At 66.4% G+C, this 22,254-nt stretch carries 21 protein-coding genes; 10 read left to right on the top strand and 11 right to left on the bottom strand.

Annotated elements, in window-relative coordinates; all coding sequences use genetic code 11:
- The first annotated feature begins 40 nt into the window (after window positions 1–40).
- The gene (locus RMR04_RS25895) at window positions 41–262 is read left to right on the top strand and encodes a hypothetical protein (protein WP_311911360.1); all 222 of its coding nucleotides are present in this window, start codon (window positions 41–43) and stop codon (window positions 260–262) included.
- A 150-nt stretch (window positions 263–412) separates the two neighbouring features.
- Here RMR04_RS25895 and RMR04_RS25890 read toward each other — a convergent pair whose 3' ends face one another.
- Window positions 413–772 carry a helix-turn-helix domain-containing protein gene (locus RMR04_RS25890; protein WP_311915950.1) on the bottom strand — a complete coding sequence of 120 codons (360 nt, stop codon included), beginning with the start codon at window positions 770–772 and terminating at the stop codon, window positions 413–415.
- A 394-nt stretch (window positions 773–1,166) separates the two neighbouring features.
- On the opposite strand from RMR04_RS25890, the gene RMR04_RS25885 reads away from it, so the two are divergent.
- Window positions 1,167–1,967: a hypothetical protein gene (locus RMR04_RS25885; RefSeq protein WP_311911359.1), complete on the top strand. Its 801-nt coding sequence runs from the start codon at window positions 1,167–1,169 to the stop codon at window positions 1,965–1,967.
- A 50-nt stretch (window positions 1,968–2,017) separates the two neighbouring features.
- Here the strand turns inward: RMR04_RS25885 and RMR04_RS25880 are convergent, their stop codons facing one another.
- The 3 genes from RMR04_RS25880 to RMR04_RS25870 are packed head-to-tail and all read right to left on the bottom strand — an operon-like array spanning window position 2,018 to window position 5,322.
- On the bottom strand, window positions 2,018–3,541 hold the full coding sequence (locus RMR04_RS25880; RefSeq protein ID WP_311911358.1) for an aldehyde dehydrogenase: 1,524 nt from the start codon (window positions 3,539–3,541) through the stop codon (window positions 2,018–2,020).
- Window positions 3,542–3,566: 25 nt separating this feature from the next.
- Window positions 3,567–4,922, bottom strand: coding sequence for an NAD(P)/FAD-dependent oxidoreductase (locus RMR04_RS25875; protein ID WP_311911357.1), 1,356 nt, complete (start codon window positions 4,920–4,922; stop codon window positions 3,567–3,569).
- Window positions 4,909–5,322, bottom strand: coding sequence for a Rid family hydrolase (locus RMR04_RS25870; RefSeq protein ID WP_311911356.1), 414 nt, complete (start codon window positions 5,320–5,322; stop codon window positions 4,909–4,911). Before RMR04_RS25870 ends, RMR04_RS25875 begins: the two co-directional genes overlap by 14 nt.
- Before the next feature lie 278 nt (window positions 5,323–5,600).
- Between RMR04_RS25870 and RMR04_RS25865 the strand changes: the two genes are divergently transcribed.
- The 7 genes from RMR04_RS25865 (at window position 5,601) to RMR04_RS25835 (ending at window position 14,167) form a co-directional block, all read left to right on the top strand.
- The gene (locus tag RMR04_RS25865; RefSeq protein WP_311911355.1) at window positions 5,601–6,740 is read left to right on the top strand and encodes an NAD(P)/FAD-dependent oxidoreductase; all 1,140 of its coding nucleotides are present in this window, start codon (window positions 5,601–5,603) and stop codon (window positions 6,738–6,740) included.
- 59 nt (window positions 6,741–6,799) lie between these two features.
- Window positions 6,800–8,458, top strand: coding sequence for a peptide ABC transporter substrate-binding protein (locus RMR04_RS25860; RefSeq protein ID WP_311911354.1), 1,659 nt, complete (start codon window positions 6,800–6,802; stop codon window positions 8,456–8,458).
- Between the two features lie 18 nt (window positions 8,459–8,476).
- The gene (locus RMR04_RS25855) at window positions 8,477–9,427 is read left to right on the top strand and encodes an ABC transporter permease (protein ID WP_311911352.1); all 951 of its coding nucleotides are present in this window, start codon (window positions 8,477–8,479) and stop codon (window positions 9,425–9,427) included.
- Between the two features lie 3 nt (window positions 9,428–9,430).
- Window positions 9,431–10,321 carry an ABC transporter permease gene (locus tag RMR04_RS25850; RefSeq protein ID WP_410492156.1) on the top strand — a complete coding sequence of 297 codons (891 nt, stop codon included), beginning with the start codon at window positions 9,431–9,433 and terminating at the stop codon, window positions 10,319–10,321.
- A gap of 87 nt (window positions 10,322–10,408) precedes the next feature.
- The gene (locus RMR04_RS25845) at window positions 10,409–11,311 is read left to right on the top strand and encodes a LysR substrate-binding domain-containing protein (RefSeq protein ID WP_311911351.1); all 903 of its coding nucleotides are present in this window, start codon (window positions 10,409–10,411) and stop codon (window positions 11,309–11,311) included.
- A 260-nt stretch (window positions 11,312–11,571) separates the two neighbouring features.
- Window positions 11,572–12,759 (top strand): serine hydrolase domain-containing protein, encoded by a 1,188-nt coding sequence (locus tag RMR04_RS25840; protein ID WP_311911350.1) that lies wholly within the window; start codon window positions 11,572–11,574, stop codon window positions 12,757–12,759.
- A gap of 163 nt (window positions 12,760–12,922) precedes the next feature.
- Window positions 12,923–14,167 (top strand): Zn-dependent hydrolase, encoded by a 1,245-nt coding sequence (locus tag RMR04_RS25835; RefSeq protein ID WP_311911349.1) that lies wholly within the window; start codon window positions 12,923–12,925, stop codon window positions 14,165–14,167.
- A 269-nt stretch (window positions 14,168–14,436) separates the two neighbouring features.
- On the opposite strand, the gene RMR04_RS25830 is transcribed toward RMR04_RS25835, so the two are convergent.
- The 4 genes from RMR04_RS25830 to RMR04_RS25815 form a co-directional block, all read right to left on the bottom strand.
- Window positions 14,437–15,420 carry a LysR family transcriptional regulator gene (locus RMR04_RS25830; RefSeq protein WP_311911347.1) on the bottom strand — a complete coding sequence of 328 codons (984 nt, stop codon included), beginning with the start codon at window positions 15,418–15,420 and terminating at the stop codon, window positions 14,437–14,439.
- 151 nt (window positions 15,421–15,571) lie between these two features.
- A complete protein-coding gene (locus tag RMR04_RS25825) occupies window positions 15,572–16,453 on the bottom strand; it encodes an ABC transporter permease (RefSeq protein ID WP_311911345.1) in 882 nt (293 codons plus the stop codon).
- Entirely contained in the window at window positions 16,453–17,370 is a 918-nt protein-coding gene (locus tag RMR04_RS25820; RefSeq protein ID WP_311911344.1) for an ABC transporter permease, read from the bottom strand. The genes RMR04_RS25825 and RMR04_RS25820 overlap by 1 nt, the downstream gene beginning before the upstream one ends.
- A gap of 172 nt (window positions 17,371–17,542) precedes the next feature.
- Complete coding sequence (locus RMR04_RS25815) at window positions 17,543–19,039, bottom strand: ABC transporter substrate-binding protein (protein WP_311911343.1); 1,497 nt, start codon at window positions 19,037–19,039, stop codon at window positions 17,543–17,545.
- 294 nt (window positions 19,040–19,333) lie between these two features.
- Between RMR04_RS25815 and RMR04_RS25810 the strand changes: the two genes are divergently transcribed.
- Window positions 19,334–19,501 carry a hypothetical protein gene (locus tag RMR04_RS25810; protein WP_175525563.1) on the top strand — a complete coding sequence of 56 codons (168 nt, stop codon included), beginning with the start codon at window positions 19,334–19,336 and terminating at the stop codon, window positions 19,499–19,501.
- 24 nt (window positions 19,502–19,525) lie between these two features.
- Here RMR04_RS25810 and RMR04_RS25805 read toward each other — a convergent pair whose 3' ends face one another.
- The 3 genes from RMR04_RS25805 to hydA form a co-directional block, all read right to left on the bottom strand.
- On the bottom strand, window positions 19,526–19,738 hold the full coding sequence (locus tag RMR04_RS25805; RefSeq protein ID WP_311911341.1) for a hypothetical protein: 213 nt from the start codon (window positions 19,736–19,738) through the stop codon (window positions 19,526–19,528).
- Between the two features lie 96 nt (window positions 19,739–19,834).
- Window positions 19,835–20,497: an aspartate/glutamate racemase family protein gene (locus RMR04_RS25800; protein WP_311911340.1), complete on the bottom strand. Its 663-nt coding sequence runs from the start codon at window positions 20,495–20,497 to the stop codon at window positions 19,835–19,837.
- 166 nt (window positions 20,498–20,663) lie between these two features.
- Entirely contained in the window at window positions 20,664–22,127 is a 1,464-nt protein-coding gene (gene hydA / locus RMR04_RS25795) for a dihydropyrimidinase (RefSeq protein ID WP_311911338.1), read from the bottom strand.
- Between the last annotated feature and the right edge of the window lie 127 nt (window positions 22,128–22,254).

Genomic DNA, 22,254 nt, shown 5'->3' with positions numbered 1-22,254 from the left:
TCGCTAAGTTCCCGCCGCTGTTTGCGTTCGAGGCGGGCTTATGACGAAGGTTAAGGACAAGGCCAAGGCTAAAGCGCTGACAATCCTGGCGAATGATATTCCGAAACTGGCGGCGGCAGCGAATATCCTCGGAAGCCCCTTGCTTTGCAGCATTCTGGAGCACGCCCAAAAAGAGGTCGAGATCGAGCTCGCAAAACTGGAGGGCGCACAGGCCCCGCTGGCCGCCGGCGGGGTTCATGGCCAGAGTTTGCCCGACCGGTGACGGCTGGCGCGGCTATAGAGCATCGGCCCGAAAAGCGGACCCCGGTTCGCGTGAAGAAAACGCGTTAAAACAATGATCTAAGAGTGGGGGCGGGATCGATGCAAAAAACCGGTGCCTACTTTTTCGCGTCCTGCTCTGGCGTTCGAACGCTCAGGCGTCCCCGTCATCTTCCTCGGCCATCGCCTCGACCAGCTCGACGACGCGCCGTCTGACGCGGTCGCATTTGATCCGCATCAGGGCCTTGGTCAGCGCCACGCCTTCGCTGGTCGTCAGGAAGTCGGAAACATAGGCCGTCGAGGCGGAGGCCGAGAAGCGGCCATCGGGCATATCGCCGGAGGGCGCGCCTTCGAAGAAGAAGGACACCGGTACATCGAGCACCTTGGCGATCTGCTGCAGGCGGCTGGCGCTGATGCGGTTGGTGCCTTTTTCGTATTTCTGGATCTGCTGGAAGGTCAGGCTGAGCGCACCGCCGAGCCGCTCCTGGCTGACCTTCAAAAGCATCCTGCGCATGCGGACACGGCTTCCGACATGCTTGTCGATCGGATTGGGAGTCTTTCTTTCGACCGGCGTGCCGAGTGCGGAGTTCTGGACGTTCACGCGGCACCTCCCCCGAAAGTTAGCCCTACGCGACAGCTAGCACTCTGATGGCCAATGCGACAGCCTATGTGATCGATAAAATTTGTTATTGTATAAAGTAACTGCGTTCTCGCGCCGTGCGATGCCTCAGGCGGGAGCGCGGGGAGTAGCTCTTGTTAGCCATGCGGCAGGCTGTGCGGCCCAATTCTGGGTACCGGTAACCGCAAATCTACCCGCAGGCATTGTCGATCGATGGCCGGTAGCAGCGATGACAACTGCCGAAAGGGAGGCGCTGGCGAGCCGATCGTAATGTGCCGCGATCTGCAGCATGGTTGCGGTATTGGTGCATCTATCGGTTCGGTTAACGGTTTTTAAGCCTCCGATCGACACTTTGTCGGCGGAGGATTTTGATATGAATACGATCAACTCCGGTAGTTCATCGGCCGATAGACGGACCGCAGACTTGCTTCAGTCTCGCTTTGGCCTTGGCGCCTCAGAGACAAGCACGAGCCGATCAAATACCGGTAGCTCCCAGCTTGATGCGGCATCGGCTACGCGCGTTGACCTGTCAGATCGCGCAAAGGCGATATTGGCGCGCCATGCGGTTGATCAGCGCGTTGCAGACCAGCTCTCCGAGACGATCGCGGCCATGCGTGATGACGGGACATTGTCAGAGGCAGCTGGAAGGCCTGCGAATGGAAGACCTGCCAAGATCGACGATGCCCAGACGCTCATTGAAAATCCGACACAAAGTGCAGATGCGATCAGATGGGTGGCCGGAGCGCCTCATGGCGACCCGACGAAATCGGATGAGCGATTTCTAAAAGACGGCGCCATAATCGAGTCCGTCACCTATACGCTGGAAAACGGGAACTACCCTCCTGGCGCGGCGCAGGCGCTGCGGGATGCTTATGCCCGCGGCACCATAAAGATCCAGAACGCATCCGAGGTTTCGAATCTGAATTTCCGCTCCGAACATGAGTTCACGCCGAGCCGGATTGGCGGCGGCTACGACAGTTGGGGCAGCACATCCCAGACCCCGACCGGAGCGACAAAGGACGCGATTGATCAAGGCAGGGCCGTTGCGATGTGGACCGCTGACCGGGGCGATGTCTACATCAGTTGGTGAGGCATCGATCCTTGGGCGCAGGCTCGTGTCCTGCTCTGGCTAGCCCGGGCTCAGCCGGGGATGGAGGCGTATCTGTCGCTGAGGCCGAGCCAGATCGTCTTGGTCTGGAGATATTGGGCCATCGCCTCCGTGCCCTTGTCGCGAGCGAGCGAACCGGAGCGCTTATAGCCGCCGAACGGCGTCTTGAGGTCGCCCTCGGTGAAGCCGTTGACCGCAACGGTGCCGCAGGCCAATCGCCGCGCCACGAACAGGGCCCGGTCGATATCCCTGGTGTAGACCGTCGCATGCAGCCCGTATTCGCTGCCATTGGCGATCGTGAGCGCCTGCTCGATGCCGTCGACCGGCATCACCCCGAGCACCGGCCCGAAAATCTCCTCGCGCGCAATCGTCATCCCCGGCGCGAGATCGGCGAAGATTGTCGGTCCCAGGAAGCTGCCGGGCGCGTCACTGTCGAAAGCCGCAGCCGAGAGTGCCGCCCGCGCGCCCTCCCGGCTGCCGCTCTCAACATAGTCGAGCACGCGACGGCGATGCTCCCGGGTGATCAGCGGGCCGAGCTCGGTCGCGGGGTCGAGCGGTGCGCCGATGACGAGGGCCTTGGCACGTACGACGACGCGATCGAGGAACTCCTCCTGTCGCGACCGATCGACGATCTGGCGCATATTGGCCGAGCAGTTCTGGCCGCCATTCCAGAAGGCGGCCATGACGGCGTTGTCGATCATCTCCGGCGACAGTTCGGCATCGTCGAGGACGATGAAGGGGCTCTTGCCGCCCATTTCGAGCCCGATCGACTTCAGATTGCTGTCGGCGGCATAGCGCAGGAACAGCCGCCCGACCTCGGTCGAACCGGTGAAGGAGACCGCGTCGATATCGCCATGGCGGCCGATCGCCGCCCCGGCTGTCTCGCCCAGGCCCGGCAGGATGTTAAGCACGCCGGCGGGTATGCCGGCCTCATTGGCGAGTTCGGCCAGCCGCAGGATCGATAGCGAGGTCTGCTCGGCCGGCTTGACGAGGACGGAGCAGCCGCTGGCCAAGGCCGGGGCCAGCTTCCAGGCGGCCATGAGCAGCGGGAAATTCCAGGGCAGCACCGCCGCCACGACGCCGATCGGCTCGCGCACAATCAGCGCGCAGGCTTGCTCGCCGGTCGGCGCGACCTTGCCGAAGCTCTTGTCGATCAGCTCGGCATACCACTGGAAGGTGTCGGGCACCTCGATCGCGATCTCCTTCAGGCAGTCCCTGATCGGCTTGCCGCTGTCGAGGCTTTCGAGCACGGCGAGCTCGGTGCTGTTGGCGCGGATCAGCTCGGCGAAGCGCAGCAGGACGGCCTTGCGCGCTTCGGGCGCTACGCGCGACCAGACGCCGCTCCTGAAGGCGCGCCGCGCGGCGGTGACAGCGCGGTCGACATCCTCAGCCTGGCAATGGGCGACCGCCGCGAGAACCTGCCCGGTCGCCGGATTGAGCGTCTCGATCACCGCGCCCGACTTCGCCGCGACGAAGCCGCCATCGATGAAGGCCTTGGTCGGAAGTGGCAGCCTGTCGGCGATGGCTTGGTAGAAGGCCGGGCTTTCATGGATCATGGCGATCTCCGTGCGGTGGGTCAGATCAGAGCGGTGCGTGCGGGCGCGAATAGGCGCCCTTGACGAAGCGATCGAGCTGGAACGGCCGGATCGCCTCACCGGCCTGTTCGCCGGCGGCAAGCCGGGCGACATGGCGGCCGACGGCGGGGCCGAGGCCGAAGCCATGGCCCGAGAATCCGGTCGCGACGATCAGGCCGGGAACCGCCGGCGGAGCGTCGATGACGGGCAGCGCGTCCGGCAGCACATCGATCTGCCCGGCCCAGGATTTCACGATCCGGGCCTGGCCCGCGCCCTCGAACAAGCGCGCGAACAGTCCGGCCGTGTCGGCAGCCTTTTGCGCATTGGCCGGGATCCGCGGGCGTCGCGGCGTGACCAGGCGCTCGTGCTCCGGCAGGGCGATGCGGGCATGGACATCATCGATGAAGGGGCGGCCGAGCCGCAGGGCGAAGCCTTTGCGGTGCCTGAGCAGTTCGGGCAGGAAATAGCCGGCGGCGCGCATCGAATCGAGCGTTACATCGATATCGGAGCTGGAATCGGCGGCAAGGATGCAGGAGCCATCCGCCCGCTGGCGCAGGCCGAGCCCGAAGCCGCAGAAACAGGGCGCGCTCAACTCCGCCATGGGCGCGGTCAGCGAGACCGTGCTGCGGACGATCTGCTGCGGCAGCGTCAGGCCGAGCGGCTTGAGGAAGCGATGCGCCTGCGCGCCCGCCGCACAGACCACGGTCGTGCAGCCGATCAGCCCGTGCTCGGTCAGCACGCCGGTGATGCGTCCGCCCGCAGTCTCGATGGCAAGCGCGCCGCAATCCTCAAGGATGAGGGCGCCCTTGTCCTCGGCGGCGCGTGCAAGCGCCGACGTCGCCAGAGCCGGCTCGGCCTGTCCGTCCGAAGCCGTGAAGAGCGCGCCGGGAACCTTGCTCGCCAGCGCCGGCAGCAAATCGCGGGCCTCGCGGCGATTCAGCATCCGCGCATCCCTGGCGATCTCCCTGGTCGCCGCTTGCCACTGCGCGAAGGTCTCGTACTCAACCTCGTTTTCGGCCACGAAGACGCAGCCGCTGCGGCGCCAGCCGATCTCGCGGCCAAGCTCCCGTTCCAACGTCGGCCAGATTGAGAGCGCCTCGACCGCCAGCGGCAATTCGGCCGGATCGCGGTACTGCGTGCGCACGAAGCCCCAATTGCGGCCCGATTGCTGCGAGGCGATCTTGTCGCGCTCGACCAGCGCGACGCTCAGGCCCTGCAGCGACAATTCATAGGCGCAGGACGCCCCGACGATGCCGCCGCCGATGACCACGGCGTCGACCCGATGGGGAAAGGCGCAGGGCCGCGACCCGAGCCGCGCGATCACATCGTCGGGCACATGCGAATAGAGACTAAGCGCCGGCATCGCTGACGGCGTCCATGTCCATCTCGACGATAATCGCCGGGTCGAACAGCCCGGCCTCGACGGTGGTGCAGGCCGGGTCGATGCCGCGGAAGGTCTCGGCGAAGACCGCCATCACGGTCTCGTAGTGTTCCGCGCCGGAGATATACATCCGCACGCGCACGACGTCGGTGAGGCTCGCGCCGGCCTGGGCGAAGGCCGCCGCCGCATTGGTGAAAAGCTGCAGCGTCTGCTCGCGTGCGCCTGCCGGCAGCGTGCTCGTCGCATAGTCGTAGCCGGTCGTGCCGGAGAGCATGATATGCGGCCCGACCACGACCGCGCGGCTGTAGCTATAGGTCCGCTCGAATTCGCTGCCGGATGAGATCCGGCGGCGGCTGATTGGGGCGGTCTTCAAATCGGGCATCGTCGCTATCGCCTATCCCTAAGGGTCGTATGGCCTCAGGGATCACGCCGGATGCCGGCTGTGTCGATTTCAATAATTGGAGGCGGGGGCCGAGGAATCTGGGGTCTGGCCCCGGTTTTTGCGCGGTCGGCTTCGATTAATTGTCATCGACAACGAGTGGGGGCGGTGACCTCTTTGCGGCATGGCGAGCCGGCTGGGCCGACAGGCCGCACCGCCGGAGAAGCAGACCACGCCGCGAGAGAAGCGGGCCGCGCCACGAGAAAAGGTTGGGAAGCGAGATGCAGGCGGATGTCATCATCATCGGAGGAGGGATCGCTGGCGCCTCCGCCGCCTATTTCCTGTCCGGTCAAGGCTCTGTCGTCCTGATCGAGCGCGAGGCGCATTTTGGCTATCACAGCTCCGGCCGCACGGCGGCGCAGTTCACCGTCGGCATCGGCGCGGGCACGATGCGGCGCCTGGCCCAGGCGAGCCGCGCCTTCCTGGAAAGCCCGCCGCCCGGCTTCGCCGAGGAGCACATCCTGACGCCGCGCGGTTGCCTGACCGTCGCCCGCGCCGGGCAGGAGCAGTCCCTCTCGCGCCTGCACGACAATCTGGTCTCGGTCGGCGCCCGGGCGCAGCATCTCGATCGGGCCGGGGCGCTGGCTCTGTTTCCGGCCCTGGTCGCCGAGCATGTCGATGCCGGAATCTATGAGCCCGACGCGATGGACATCGACGTCAACATGCTGCTCCAGGGCTATCTGCGCGGCGCCAAGGCCAGGGGCGCGCAATTGCTCGCCGGCGCCAACATCGCCGCGATCGAGCGTAAGGGCGGCCAATGGCTGGTCTCGCTCGACGGCCAACAGCTGCGCGCGCCGCGCCTGCTCAATGCGGCGGGCGCCTGGGTCGATCAGGTCGCGCTGCTCGCCGGGGTGGCGCCGCTCGGCGTCGTCCCGCATCGCCGCACCGCCTTCACCTTCGCTTCGCCCGCAGGTCTTGGCACGGCCGCATGGCCCCATGTCAGCAATGTCGACTACCGCTGGTATGTGAAGCCCGAGACCGGCTGCCTGATGGGCAGCCTCGCCGATGCGGTCGCGACCGAGCCGGGCGATGTCCATCCCAAGGATATCGACGTCGCGCAGGCGATCTACAATATCGAAGAGGACACCAGCTTCAGGGTCGGGCGTCCGCTCAGCCAATGGGCCGGCCTGCGCAATTTCGTCGCCGACAAGAACCCCGTCGCGGGCGCGCGGGCTGCCGATACCGAGGGCTTCTTCTGGCTCGCCGGGCAGGGCGGCTGCGGCATCCTGACCTCGCCGGCCATGGGCCAGGCGATCACGGCGATCATGTTCGATCGGGATTTGCCGGAGGGGCTGCGCGCGCTTGGTGTGTCCAGCGCCGATCTGTCGCCGCAGCGGGAGACGCTGCGCCCAGCTGCCTGAGCGCCGCCCATCACTATCGAGGCTGAATACAGCCCGTTCAACACCAGGGGACAAAGACCATGGCCAGCAGGAATTCGGACTTCGCAAGCCCGACGCGGCGGGGATTGATCGCGCTCGGTGCGGGAGCGGCACTCGGGCTCGGACGCGCCACATCGGGTTTCGCCCAGGTGCGTCCGCCTGCCAGCCCGCGCGGCCAGGTCGTCGCCGGCATCTCGCAGGAACCGACCGTCTTCAACCCGCTGATGCCCGGCAGCGAGGTCGATCAGGGCGTCTGGTGGCAGCTCTTCAGCCCGCTCTGGTACATCGATCCCCAGGGCAAGCTGGTCGCCGATCTCGCCCGCGAGGTGCCCTCGCTTGAGAATGGCGGCCTCTCTGCCGATGGGCTGGTCTGGAAGGTCAAGCTGCGCAGCGACGCGAAATGGCATGACGGCACGCCGTTTACGGCCGAGGACGTCAAATACACGCTCGATCTGATCAACAATCCCGGCTTCCGGGTCCGCAATCGCGTCGGCCACGGCCTCGTCCGGGATATCCGCGTGGTCGCGCCCGACGAGATCCATTGGCGCATGGAAAGCGCCTATTCGCCCTATCTCTCGATCCTCGCGCTGACCTTCATCGTGCCCAGGCACATCCTGGAGAAGGCGAGCGATCCCAACACCGCGCCCTTCAACAGCGCGCCTGTCGGCACCGGCGCCTTCCGCTGGGGCGAGCGGGTGGCGGGCGACCATATCCTGCTGCAGGCCAACCCCGCCTATCACGGGCAGGGGCCCCATCTCGAACGCGTCGTCTTCAAATACATCCCAGATCTGACGATGCTCTACACGCAGTTCCGCACCGGGCAGGTCGATTATCTCGGGCTGTCCGGCATCTCGGCGCATTTCGTGAGGGAGGCGCAGGGCCTGCGCGGCCGCAAGGTCTCGCTCTCGCCGACAGCTTTCGTCGAGCATATCGCGCTCAATCTCGAATACGGCCCCTTCACCGAGAAGGCGGTGCGCGAGGCGCTCTATCTCGCGATGAACAAGCAGGCGCGCATCGACGCGCTCTATTACGGCCTGCCGGTGCCGACGGAATCCTTCCTGCCGCAGCAATCCTGGGCCTATGCCGATAATCTGCCGGCCCATCGCTACGATCCCGCCAAGGCGAATGCGTTGCTCGACGCGGCGGGCTGGGCGCGCGGCTCGGACGGCATTCGCGCCAAAAGCGGGGTCAGGCTCGAATTCACCAATTCCACGACCGTCGGCAATCCCGGTCGCGAACAGTCCCAGCAATTGCTGGCGCAGGATTGGCAGGCCGTCGGCGCGGCCATGCGCATCAGCAACATGCCCGCCGCGGTGATCTGGGGCGAGTTCTGGCAGAAGTCGAAATTCCAGTCGGTGATGGTCGGCTCGAACTTCATGCAGGGCAGCGACCCCGACGTGACGCCGCGCTTCAGCAGCACGGCCATTCCCGCCAAGGGCGGCAGCGGCCTCAACACCTGCCAATACCAGAACGCCGAGGTCGACACGCTCCTGGCGCAGGGCGCGACGCAGTTCGACCAGGCGGCGCGCAAGGCCACCTATGGCCGCATCCAGCAGATCATCCGCGACGATCTCGCTTTGCTGCCGATCTACCAGACCGTAATGGCCGAGGGGCTCAAGGACGGCCTGCAGGGCTTCGCCGCCAACATCAACTGCTCGTCGAATTGCTGGAACATGCGGTCCTGGTACTGGGCCTCGTGATGCTTCGGGCGTGCTGAGATGGGGCGTTATCTCCTGCAGCGCCTGGGGCAGTGCCTGCTGCTCCTGGCGCTGGTCTCGATGATCGGCTTCGCGATCCTGCATCTGGCGCCGGGCGGGCCGCTGTCGCAATTCGCGCTCTCCTCGCAGATGTCGCAGGAGGATCTCGACCGGATCACCCGTCAGCTCGGGCTCGACCGGCCGCTACTGGCGCAATATCTCGACTGGCTCTGGCGCATGCTGCGCGGCGATTGGGGTGTGTCCTTTCGCGACGGCGCTCCGGTCTCCTCGGTCATCGGTTCGCATCTGCGCGCGACCTTCGAGCTCATGGCCGTCTCGACCGTGATCGCGATCGGGCTCGGCTGCTGGATCGGCATTCTCGGCGCGATCAGGCGCTATTCCCTGTTCGACACGCTGGCGACGATCGGCGCCATGGTCGCGCTGTCGATCCCGACCTTCTGGTTCGGGCTGATCGCGATCTATCTGTTCTCGGTCCAGCTCGGCTGGCTGCCGGCCGGCAACCGCCAGACGATCGGGGATGGCTCGCCGCTCGATCTTTTGCACCATCTTGTCGCGCCGGCTCTGGTGCTGGCGCTGGTCGAGACCGCGATCTGGGCGCGCTTCATGCGCTCGGCCATGCTGGAGGTGATCGGCCAGGACTATATCCGGACAGCACGCGCCAAGGGCTTGCCGGAGCGCCAGGTGCTGCGCGGCCATGCGACGCGCAATGCCCTGCTGCCGATGATCACGCTGGCGGGGCTGCAGTTCCCGACCTTGCTCGGCGGCGCGTTGGTGACGGAGACCGTCTTCACCTGGCCGGGCATGGGCCGGCTCTTCCTCGATTCCATCGAGTACCGCGATTACCCGGTCGTGATGGGCATCCTGATGTTTTCCGCCGTCATGGTGCTGCTCGGCTCGCTCTTGGCCGACATGCTCTATGCCGTCGCCGACCCGCGCATTCGGATGGGCTGAATCATGGCGACTATGCAAACGCTGCTCGACGACACTGCCCTGGTGCCGCCGCCCGCCGAGAACGCCGCCTGGCGCCGCTTTCGCCGGCACAAGCTCGCCATGGCCGGGGCGGTGACGATCATCCTGCTGTTCCTGGGTTCCGTCTTCGGCCCCTATCTCCTGCCCTTCGACGATACCCGTATCGACGTGATGCATCGCTTCGCCTGGCCGCTCTCGGGCGCGCATGTGCTGGGCACCGACGAGCTCGGCCGCGACATCCTCGCGCGCCTGATGATGGGCGGGCGCATCTCGCTCTCCATCGGCTTCATGGCGATGGTGATCGCCGTGGTCATCGGCACCACGATCGGGACGGTCGCCGGCTATTATGGCGGCATCATCGGTTCGCTCCTGATGCGCTTCGTCGATGCGGTGCTCTGCTTCCCGACGATCTTCCTGCTGCTGGCGCTGGCGGCGCTGGTCGAGCCCAGCCTGGTCTCGATGACGCTGCTCGTCGCCGCGACCGCCTGGATGAACGTCGCCCGCATCGTCGAGGGCCAGATCCGCTCGCTGCGCGAGCAGGATTACGCGGTCGCGGCCAAGGCCATGGGCGCGACTGACCTGCGCGTCATGCTCCGCTCGCTGCTGCCCAATGCGATGGCGGCGATCGTGGTTGCGGCCACGCTCAACGTCGCCAAGGCGATCCTGCTCGAATCCTATGTCAGCTTCCTCGGCTATGGCATCCAGCCGCCGGTGGCGAGCTGGGGCAACATGCTCAACAACGCCCAGATCTACCTGACCAGCGCGCCCTGGCTCGCGATCCTGCCGGGGCTGGCGATCACGCTCGCCGTCACCAGCTTCAACTTCATCGGCGATGGCCTGCGCGATGCGCTCGACCCGCGCATGGACATCCGATGAGCGGGCTGGCTCCCGCCGCTCGTCCGTGGCGAGACAAAAGCCGGCTCGCCATGCGATATTGCGGCGCCTGAAAGGCCGGAAACCGTCATGACACGCCGTCTGCCATCATTGAACGCCCTGCGCTGCTTCGAGGTCGTCGCGGCCCAGCTCAGCATCAAGAAGGCGGCTTTGTCCCTGCATGTCAGCGAAAGCGCGGTCAGCCGCCAGGTGCGCATCCTGGAAGAACAGCTTGGCACGCCGCTCTTCATGCGCACCCATAACGGCCTCGAGATCACCGATGCCGGCCAGCGCCTCGCCATGGGCGTCAAGGAGGCCTTCGATCACATCGCCCGCGCCGTCGATCCCTTCCAGAGCGACCGCGACGCGGTGACGATCAAGGTGCTGCCGACCTTTGCCCTGCGCTGGCTCTTCCCGCGCCTGCGCGCCTTCCAGGCCCAGCACCCGCTGATCAAGGTCAATGTCCAGACCCGCCTCAACGACATGACCCTGAACGACACCGATGCCGATCTCGGCATCCGCTACGGCATCGGCAACTGGCCCCAGGACTGCGCCACGGAACTCTATCCGGAATGGATCCTGCCGGTCTGCGCGCCCGGCTATCTCTCGGGCAGCGATTGTCCCGATGGCGATCTCGACCGGGCGACGCTGCTGCATCCATTGCCCGATCGACAGGACTGGCTGACCTGGTCGGAGAAGGCCGGACACCCGCTCGACACGCGCAAGGGGCTGGATTTCGACGCGCTCGACATGGCCCTCAGCGCAGCCGAGGCCGGGCTCGGCGTTGCGATGACAGACGTCGTGCTCGCCCATGAGGCGCTCGAGGCCGGCCGGCTCGTCGCACCCATGCGCAAGGCGGTGCCGACAGGCGCCTCCTATTATCTTGTGCGCCCGCCGGATATGCGCCGGCGGCGGCAGGTCAAGCTGCTCGACGAGTGGATCTGCGACGAGATCGGCGCGGCGCGCGACACCGTCCGCCTCTACATGCACTAGAGCAATTTCCGATCCAGTCGGATCGCTCAATTGCTCCAGCCCTTTGTTTTGACGCGTTTTCTTCACGCGAACCGGTATCCACTTCGCTCGAAAACGCTCTGAGCCTCGATATGGTGACGCCGGCCCGCCCCAGCTTTTCCGCTGCGGGGCTGCGATTATTGACATCGACAGCGCTGCCTCCTTCCGGTCTCTGTGACGCCGACGGTGCCCGGGCGCGCCTGCCGCGTTCTCGGGCCATTTCGTGATGCTGGATGGTCTGAATGACCCCTATCGATTCCAAGACAACGACGCTGGAGACGGCGACGCTCGCGAACTGGCGGACCGCGCCCTTCTGCCAATGGAGCTTCCAGAACCTGGACAGGCTGGTGCCGACGGCGGCGCTCAGCGAGCCCGGCCTCCCCGAGCCCGACGCCGGAAGCGCGCTTTTTGAGGGGATCGAGGTCGGCTATCCCGACGGCCGGCGGCTTGCCTTGCGCGAGCACCTTTCGCGCTCCAGTGCCGACGCGCTCGTCGCCATGCGCGATGGCGAGGTCATCGCCGAATGGTATGCGCCGCATCTCGACCGCGACAGGCCGCACACCATCTTCTCGATCTCGAAATCGGTCACCGGCATGCTCGCCGGCATCGCGGTCGGCGAGGGCAAGCTCGATCCTGCCGCGCCGATCTCGCATTATGTCGCTGCGCGCCCCGGCAGCGCCTATGCGAGCGCGACCGTGCGCGACCTCCTCGACATGACCGTCGCTCTGGATTTCGAGGAGAGCTATCTCGACACCACCGGCCTGTTCGACCGCTATCGCCGCGCCATGCTGTGGAATCCGGCGCGCCCCGGCGAAACGCCGGAGACGCTGGAGCAGGTCATGACCTCGCTTAACCGCAGCTCCGCGGAGCACGGCCAGGCCTTCTACTACGCCTCGCCCAATGCCGACATGCTCGGGCTGGTGATCGAGCGAGCCACCGGCACGTCCTATCCAGCCTATCTGGCGCAGCGCCTGTGGCGGCCCATGGGCGCGAGCGGGGCGGCCTATGTCACGGTCGATCGCGCCGGTACCGCGCGCGCCAGCGGCGGCATCTGCGCGACGGCGCGTGATCTGGCGCGGTTCGGCCAGCTCGTCCTCGATGGCGGGCGCACCCGCGACGGCAGGCAGGTCGTTCCCGCCGAATGGGTCGCCGATATGCGCACTAAGGGCAATCGCCGGGCCTGGGAGACGGGCAATTTCTGGGACATGTTCCTGGACGGGCGTTATCGCTCCTGCTGGTACCTCACCGGCAATCCGCGCGGCGCCTTCTGCGGCGTCGGCATCCATGGGCAATGGCTCTGGGTCGACCCTGAAAGCCGCCTGGTCCTGGTCAGGTTCTGCTCGCGCCCGGAGCCGAGCGACGACGCTCTGTCCGAGCGCGAGATCGGAGTTCTGAACCGGGTCGGCGAGGCGCTGCAGCGGGTCGGCTAGGGCCCGCTGTTTATGCAGGGAACCACGCCGCCCGGATATCAGGCATAGCCAATATCTATTTGCCAGGAACCGGGCCGTCGCCAACTATCCTTGTTCGGACGGTGACCCAACCTGTCCGGCGAGCGGGGCCCCCGCCGAAACGCATATCCGAGAGCAGATTGCCATGCCTGTGCCGAGCGAAGCCCGCATCGACATCGAACGTTTCTGGACGACGATCGAGCGCTCCGCCGAGATCGGCCCGGGCCGTCCCGGTGGCCTGTCGCGCCTGGCGGCGTCGGATACCGACAAGCAGGTGCGCGACCAGTTCGTCGCCTGGTGCCGCGCGGCCGGTCTCAGCATCCGCGTCGACGGCATCGGCAACATCTTCGCCCGCCGGAGCGGAACCGAGGACAGCCTGCCGCCGGTGGTGATGGGCAGCCATCTCGATACCCAGTTCAATGGCGGCCGTTTCGACGGCATCGCCGGCGTGCTGGCGGGGCTGGAGGTCTGCCGCACGCTCGATGCGCTGGGCAAGCGCACGCGCCGGCCGATCGAGGTGGTCAACTGGACCAATGAAGAAGGCGCACGCTTCTCGCCGCCCATGGTCGGCTCCGGCGCCTTCACCGGCGCCTATGCGCTAGACTGGGCGCGCGGGCGCACGGACGAGGACGGCAAGACGATCGGCGCGGAGCTTAAGCGCATCGGCTATCTCGGCGAGATGGAGGACAAGCCCCACGCCTTCGACGCCTATTTCGAATTCCATATCGAGCAGGGCCCGATCCTCGATCGCGAGGGCATGCAGCTCGGCGTCGTCACCGGCGGCTTCCCCTCGACCGGCATGCTGGTCGAGTTCAAGGGTGAGACCGCCCATACCGGTCCCTGGCCGATGGAGCGGCGCAAGAACGCGCTGCTTGCGGGCGCGCGCTTCCTCGTTGCGGTCGACGATCTCGGCTGGGATCACGCCGGTAGCGGCGGCAAAGCCACCGCCGCGCGGCTCGTCGCCTGGCCCAACAAGCCGGGCATCCTCTCCGATTGGGCCCAGGCCGTCGGCGATGTCCGCCATCCCGACCCGGTGACCTCGGAGGTGATGGCCGAGCGTATGCGCCGCGCCGCTTTCGAGGCTGGTGCCAAGGCCGATTGTGGCGTCGTGATCCTCGATATCTGGAAATGGGGCGGGCGCATCTTCGCGCAGGAACTGATCGACCAGGTCCGCGCTTCGGCGGCGGCCCTCGGCTACCGCCACATGGATATTCTGAGCCAGGCCGGGCACGACGCCTATTACATCGCCCGCCATGCGCCGACGACGATGATCTTCGCCCCTTGCCAGGGCGGCATCACCCACAACAATGGCGAGCTCTGCACGCGCGAGGATCTGGAGCCGGGGCTGAACGTGCTGCTGCAATGCGTGCTGGAGCGCGCGGACCGGTAGGCCTTGCCGCGTTTGCGGAGAAACAGCGCGTCATTCCGGGGCGCGCCGAAGGCGCGAATCCGGAACCCATGAGCACGACTGTTCCCGTTCGTCATGCTCGCCCTTGTGGCGAGCATCCACGTCCTGAACACGATTCTCGACCAGCGGAGACGTGGATGGTCGGCACAAGGCCGACCATGACGAATGAGGCGGTGTTCATGGGTTCCAGCCTCGATCCTTCGGATCGCCCAGACCATGACGGGTGTGGTTCCGAGGCGAGCTGGAAAGTCTCAAGCCAGCGGCAGCGTCAGCCCTGCTATCAGCGGGTTGTCGATGATTTCGGGTGGCGCGCTTTCGGCCTCCAACATGTCCTCGAACAGGCGCTGGAAGGCGAGTTCGGCCGCGCTCATGCCCATGGCCGGGCTGCTGACGAAATAGAGATCGGCGCCGAGTTTCCCGCCCGCGCCCGACAGGTTCCAGAGCGTGCCGGTGTCGATCGCGTCCTGCACCGAGGCGAGCGGCAGGATGCCGATGCCCATGCCAGCCGCGATCATCCGCGCGACCTCTTCCAGATTGGGGCTCGCGCCGACCGTGCGGCTGCCCAGCCCTGCGCCCTCGCGCAGCGAGACCATGGGCTCGAGCGCGCCGTCCTGGCCGCAGGCGAGTGCGATGAAAGGTTCGTCGGCGAGTTCGTGCAGCGGTACGCCGACCCGGCCATGCAGCGCATGGTCGCGCCCGCACAGGATGCCGAACTCCTCGCGCAGCAGATGGCGGCAATTCAGCCCGGCGAGCGGGTTGGGCAACAGGCAGAAGCCGAAGGGGCTCAGCCTTTGCGAGACGGAGCGGACGATGTCCTGGCTGCTCGCGACCTCGACCCGCACGGTGACGCCGGGATGGCGGCGGCTCATCAATGACAGCGCCCGGTCGAAGGCCGGCAGCACCATATGCGTGATGAGCTGGACGCGCACGAGCCCGGTCAGCTCGTCATGTTCTTCCGAGAGTTTTTCGCCGATGCGGGCGACGCTGCGATAGATATCGACGCATTCCTTGTGCAAGAGCTCGCCACGCTTGGTCAGGACGAAGCGGCGGCTGTCGCGCTGCACGAGCTGGCCGCCAAGCGTCTCCTCAAGCCGCTGCAGCGCGGCGCTGACCGAGGGCTGGCGCACCAGCAGCCGGTCGGCGGCACGCGTGATGCTGCGCTCCTCGACGATCACCAGGAAGGTGTGGAGGAGATTCCAGTTCAGGTGATGCAGTTTCGGGCGCTTTGCCGTCACGAACTCTCCCTTCGGCGTGGCCTGCGCGCCGACACGCGCAGCCGTGCCGCCACCACGAAACGGGATGGCAACGCAGCTTGAGCCGCGCGTCAAGCTCGGGCTGCCCATGCAGGGCGCGTGCCGTTCGCTCTCGGGGGCGGTCGGGGCGGGTTCAGCTGCTCGTGGCATCGAGCGCGTCGCGCACGCCGTCGCCGAGCAGATTGACGGCGAGGATGAGCAGGCAGAGCGCCGAGCCGGGCAAGGCGATCAGCCAAGGATCGAACAGGATGTGCTCGCGCCCCTCGGCGATCATAAGCCCCCAGGACGGTGTCGGCGGCCGTGCACCCAGGCCCAGGAACGACAGCGCCGCCTCCAGCAGGATGACATTGGCGACCTCCAGCGTCGCCACCACGATCAGCGTGTTGCGCAGATTGGGCAGGATGCCGCGCAGCATGACATGCAGGCTGGAAGCGCCGAACGAGATCGTAGCCTGGACGAATTCGCGGTTGCGCAGCCCTTGCGTCGCCGAGCGCACCACCACGGCGAAGCGGTCCCAGAGCAGGAGGCTGAGCACGACGGCAAGCGTCTGCAGCGAGGCGCCGCCGAGCGCGACGGCGGCGAGCGCGACCAGGACGATCGGCAGCGACAGCCGCGTCGTGATGATGAAGCTGATCAGCATATCGGTCTTGCCGCCGAAATAGCCGGCGAGCAGCCCGAGCATCGTGCCGATCACCCCGGCGCAGAGCGTCACGCCGAGCCCGATCCCGAGCGAGACCCGCGCGCCAAAAATCAATCGCGAGAGATAGTCGCGCCCGAGATGGTCGGTGCCGAGCCAATGCGCCGGGTCGGAACCGGCCTGCCAGAAGGGCGGCAGCAGCCGGCGCGTCAGGTCCTGCGCGATCGGATCGTGCGGCGCGAGCAGCGGGGCAAACAGCGCGATGGCGGCGATCAGCACCAACAACCCGCCGCCAAGATGGATGCCGGTGCTGCGGCTGACGCGCCGCCAGAGCTTGCGCCGCTGCAGGATGCGATTGTCGAGATCGAGCGCTGTCATCAGGCGCTCCTCAGGCGCGGATCGAGCCAGGCATTGACCAGGTCGGCCGCGGTTGTCAGCGTCACATAGATCAGCGACAGGATCAGGATGATCGCCTGCACCACCGGCAGGTCGCTGCGCAGCAGCGATTCCCAGGCGAGGCGGCCGAGCCCGTTGATGGCGAAGACGCTCTCGATCACGATCGAGCCTGAGAGCATCATGCCGAACTGCACGGCGGCGAGAGACACCAGCGGCAGCACGGCGTTGCGCAATGCATGCACCATCAGGATGCGCAATCGCGCCAGCCCCTTGGCGCGGGCGGTGCGGATATAATCGGCCCCGAGCACCTCGATCATGCCCGCCCGGGTCAAGCGCATCAGCGCCGGCATGGCGTAATAGCTCAGCACGATGACCGGCAGGATATAGCCCTGCCAGCTCTCCGTTCCCGAGATCGGGACCAGGCCCCACCAGACGCCGAAGACGACGATCAGGATCAGCCCGAGCCAGAAGCTCGGGATCGCCTGTCCGAGCACGGCGAGCAGTAGCGCGGCGCGGTCGAGCAGGCCGCCCGGCTTGAGCGAGGCGGCGATGCCGAGCGGCACCGAAACCAGCATGGCGAGCAGGAAGGCGGCGCTGCCGAGCATCAGCGTCACTGGCAAGCGCTCGCCGATGATCGTGGCGACCGGCAGGTTGAAATACAGGCTCGTGCCGAAATTGCCGGTCAGCGCCCGGCCGATCCAGTCGAGGAACTGCACCGGCAGCGGCCGGTCGAGCCCATAGGCATGCCGGATCATCTCGACATCCTGGGCGCGCCCGGCCTGGCCGGCGAGCACCACCGCGGGATCGCCGGCGACGAACATCAGCCCGAACGCGACCATCGACACCGCGAGCGCGACGAGGACGGCGACGATCAGGCGGCGCGCGAGAAAGGGCAGCATGGCGGTTCCATCCAGAGGCTGTGTGAGCGCGTGATGTCCAACTCGAACACGCCGTCATTCCGGACAAGCCGCGAAAGCGGCGCCGATCCGGAATCCATCCTAAGGCGATGCACTCTACGATGGATTCCGGGTCTCGCTTCGGTCGCCCGGAATGACGGTTCTGCGTGGAGCGTTACTTCCAGCTCGACAGCCACCAGCGGGCGAACTCGTCGGGGTGCGGCTTGAAGTTGAGCGCCGTCGACAGGCCGTAATTGATGTTGAAGTCGTACATCGGCAGCCAATAGGCCTGGTCGGCGATCTTTTTCAGCGCCTTGGCGTAGTTCTCCTGGCGCAAGCCTCGGTCCTGCGCCGTGTCGGCCGCGGTGACGAGATCGATCACCTCCTTGTCCTGGACGAGGTCGTCGGCGCCGCCGCCGAAGAAATTCGAGATGATGAAGGCGACGTCGCCGGTGCCGTAGCTGCCCCAATTGGTGAAGAAGGCCGGCAATTCGCCCGCACGCCATTTCTGCACGCCGGCCGCATATTGCTGCTCGTTCAGCGTCACCCGGATGCCGACCTTGGCGAGGTCGGAAGCAACCGCCTCGGCGACCGGGCGCGGCATCGCGGCAAAAACCATCTCGATGTCGACGCCGTTAGCGAAACCGGCCTCGCTCAGCAGCGCCTTGGCCTTGGCCGGATCATAGGCATAGGTCGCGACATCCTGCGCGCAGCCGAACTGTTTGGGGTTGCAGGCGGCATTCAGCACCTGTGAGGCGCCGCCGGCGAAGGCTTTGACGATCGCCTCGCGGTTGACGGCATGGTTGATGGCGCGGCGCACCAGCAGGTTCTTGGTCGGGTAGTCCTTGCCCTTGGCGGTCACGGTGAGGCCGACATAGGCGATGCGCATGATTGGGCCGTTGACGATCTGGATGCGGCTGGCGAGACGCGCTGCCTGGTCGGGCGGGATGCGCCAGCTCCAGTCGAGCTTGCCGGCCAGAAGCTCGGCGAACTGGGTGTTGAGCTCGGGGATGGTGCGCACGACGATCTTGCCGATCGCCGGCTTGCCCTTGGGGCTGCCGGTGTAATGACCGTCGAAGCGCTCGAAGACGTAGCGGATGCCCGGCGTCATCTCGACGAGCCTGTAGGGGCCGGTGCCGACGGGCTTGGCCGCCATGCCGGCCGAGCCGACCTCCTTGAAATAGGCGGCCGGATAGATCGGCAGCGCATCGGCCAGCATCTCGACCGCGCCGGCGAAGGGTTTCGCCATCTTGATGCGGACCTGGAATTCCGAGACCTTTTCGACCTTTTCGATCCAGTCGATGGCGATGCGGAAGCGCGTGCCGTAATTCGGGTCGAGCACGGTGTTGAGCGTGTAGACGACGTCGTCGGCCGTGAATTTCGCGCCGTTGTGGAAGATCACGCCTTCGCGGAGATCGAACTCCATCGTCATCGGGTCGGTAAAGCGCCAGGCCTTGGCCAGCGCCGGTTTGATCTCGCCGGTGTCGAGATCCTTGTAGAGCAGGCCGTCATAGATGTGCCGGGCCAGGATCAGCCCCTCGCGGCCGGCGATCTTGTAGGTGTCGAGCGCCTCGGGCTCGAGCGCGAAGGCGACGTTGAGCGTGTCGTCCGCCTTGCCGGCGAGTGCTGGCGGGGCGGAGAGCCCCAGCAGCGTCAGGGCGATGCCGCCCATGAATGATGCCAATCCCAACCGTGCCATCGATCTTGTCCCCTGTTTTCATGGTGCCGGCCCGCTCAGTGCGCCGCTTCATCTCTGGCGGGTTTGGCCGTGGGCTTTTTTCAGTGCCGCCGTCGCCCTGGCGAGCGAGGCGGATGCTGCGGGGCCAACCATAGGTCAGGAGATCTTCGCCGGGCTAATAGACTGTTCCTATGCCTGGAATAGCCGGCGAGGCGTCGTGGCGCGGGGTGTCGTGGCGATTGTGGCGGCGCTCATGAAGACGCCACAATCGCAGTGCCGATTATGGCGATGAAGCAGCCGATCGTCGTCCATACCGAAGAAGATTATCAGCGGGCCCAGGAGCGCGCCCAGGAGCTGAGCGCCTCGCCCGAGAGCCCGGAGCGCGACGCCGAACTCGCGGCGCTGGCCGATGCGATGCTGGCCTTCGAGATGCGCCTGGATGAAGCTGAGGAGTAGCACCACCCCGCAGCGCGTCTCCGTTCAAACGATCCTCGTCCGCAGGCGGTGACGCGCGACGAAGGCGGCCGCTTCCGGCTGAAAATACCGCCAGGCGGGCAGGAGAGACGCATCCGCGTCGGTCTGCGCAAATCGCATCTCTTCGCGGATAGCCTGGATTGCGGGCGGCTTGTCCGGATCCATCCGCGCGGCTCGGCACATGGCTCTGGCGATCCGGGCAATGCGATCCTGATCCACAGCGACAGCTCCGGGAGAGAGGGCGGCTGCAATGCAACGCCGCTGCGCTCGCCCGGTTCCTGTGGTTCCGTAAAATTCTCGCTATAGTTGTGGCGATTACGCTGTGGCGAGGCGCACTCGTCCCACGGCCATCGCGGTCGCGGCCTGGGTCGGCTCGACCACCGGCACGCCGAGCGCCTCCTCCAGCGGCCGGCGGAAGCGCGCCATGCCGGCGCAGCCCATCACGATGACGTCGGCATGATGCGTGTCGCGCAGCGTCTTGCCGGTCGCGGTCATGCGCTCCAGCGTCTTCTCCGCATTGCTGAGCTCGGTCACGCCCATCCCGATCGAGAGATCGCCGGCAAGCCGCCCCATCACGCCCATGGCGCCGAAATAGCGCAGATGCCGCTGGATCGAACTCGGCAGGATCGCGATCACGCCGAAGCGCTGGCCGAGCGTCAGGGCCTGGAACACGCCCGATTCCGCGATGCCGAGCACCGGGTGGCGGCTCTGTTCGCGCAGCGCATGCATGCCGGGGTCGCTGAAGCAGGCGACGACGAAGGCTGCCGCCTCGTTCTCCAGTCCGGCCGCCCGCTTCAGCAGCGGTCCGACGACGCCGTCGGCGTCGCGCTGCGACTGGATGCCCGGAGGGCCCTCGGTCAGCGTCAGGCAGGCGATCTTGGGGCCCTCAGCGGAGCGCAGCGGTTCGACCGCCTTGTCGATGCCGGCGGTGACGGCCTCAGTGGAGTTCGGGTTGATGACGAAGATGGTGCCGGCCATGGGGATCTCCGCTAGGGGCGCAATGGATTCACTTGAAACACCGCGTCATCCTGGACAAGCCGCGCAGCGGCGCAGATCCGGGATCCATCGTAAGGCGCCGAGCTCTACGATGGATCCCGGCGCTCCGCTACGCTTCGGCCAGGATGACGGGCGAGGATGGTGCGCATCAATACAGCTTGGCGCCGAAATTCCGCGCCGGGTCGAATTCGGGCGAGAGCGTCCCGGTCGGTCGTGTCGCCTCGCCGGCCTCGCGCAGCATCAATCGGCCCGAGCCGGGCTGCGCCTTCAGCGCACCCTGCGTGACGACGACCTCGCCGCGCCTGAGCACCGTCTCCGGCCAGCCGGTGATGGTGCGTCCCGCGAAGGGGTTGTAGCCGGTGTTGTCGTGCAGATTGTCGGCGAGCACGACCTTGCGGTCGGCGTCCCAGATCGCGATGTCGGCGTCCATGCCGATGGCGAGCGAGCCCTTGCCGGGCAGGTCGTAAATCCGGGCCGGGGCGGTTGAGGTCAACTCGACGAATTTCTTCAGCCCGAGCCGGCCCTTGCTCACCATGGCGTCGAACAGGACGGGCAGCCGCATCTCAAGCCCCGGCATGCCGTTGGCGATCTGCTTGAAGCCGGGATTGGGGCCGTATTTGAGCTTGCCGGTCTCGTCGAAGCGATAGGGTGCGTGGTCGGAGGAGAGAATCTGCAGGTCTCCGAGCGCCAGCGCCTGCCACAGCGCCTCCTGGTCGGACGAACCCCGCTGCGGCGGCGAGCAGACCCATTTTGCGCCTTCGATGCCGGGCTTGTCGAGCTCTGCGGCGGTCATCAAGAGGTAGTGCGGGCAGGTCTCGGCATAGATCTTGACGCCGCGCCCGCGCGCTTCGCGGATCACCCTGGCGCCCTCGGCGGTCGAGACGTGGAAGATGCAGATCGGCTGGTCGAGCAGTTCCGAGAAGGCGATCAGGCGGTGGAAGGCCTCGACCTCGGCCGCCTGGGGGTGGCTGACGGAATGGTATTTCGGCGCGGTGTAGCCGCGCTTCATCAAGCGCTCGCCCATCCATTTCAGCAGGCCGTGGTTCTCGGCATGGACGCAGACCAGCGCTCCGGCCGAGCGCGCCGCCATCAGGACGTCGAGCAATTGCCCGTCATCGACCTGCACGGCGTCATAGGTCATGAACACCTTGACCGAGCGGTGCCCGGCGCGGATCAGTGCCGGCAGATCCTGCGTGACGGTCTGCTCGTCGGGGTTCGCCACCATCAGGTGGAAGGCGTAGTCGATGATCGCCCCCGCCCTCGCCACCGCCGCATAATCCTCGACTACGCTGGCGAGGTTGGCGCCGCGATGCTGGGCGGCGAAGGAAATCACCGAGGTGGTGCCCCCGAAGGCGGCCGAGCGCGTCGCGGTCTCGAAGTTGTCGGCGCTCATCAGCCCGCTGCCCGAGAGCTGTTCGATATGGCAATGGGTGTCGACGCCGCCGGGCAAGACGAGCTTGCCCTTCGCGTCGATCTCCTGCGCCTCGGCGGGCAGGTCGAGCCCGATCGCGGCGATGCGCCCGGCCTGGATGCCGAGATCGGCCTTGAACACATCTGTTGCCGTCGCAAGCGTGCCGCCACGGATGACGATGTCGTAGGCAGGGGTCGGCATGGGCTGGTTCCTTGGTAGGGCAGGAGATCTTGGGTCAGTCAGAAGATATTGGGTCAGGCAGATGATGTGGTTGCGAGGCGCAGTATGCCCGGCATCGGCGCCGGCGCCACGGGCTTCCTCGTATGGC

The organism is Bosea sp. 685 (assembly GCF_031884435.1).
In the GTDB taxonomy this organism is placed as follows: Bacteria; Pseudomonadota; Alphaproteobacteria; order Rhizobiales; family Beijerinckiaceae; genus Allobosea.
The sequence above is the reverse complement of the archived record's forward strand: the minus strand, read 5'-3'. Positions and strand labels throughout refer to the sequence as shown.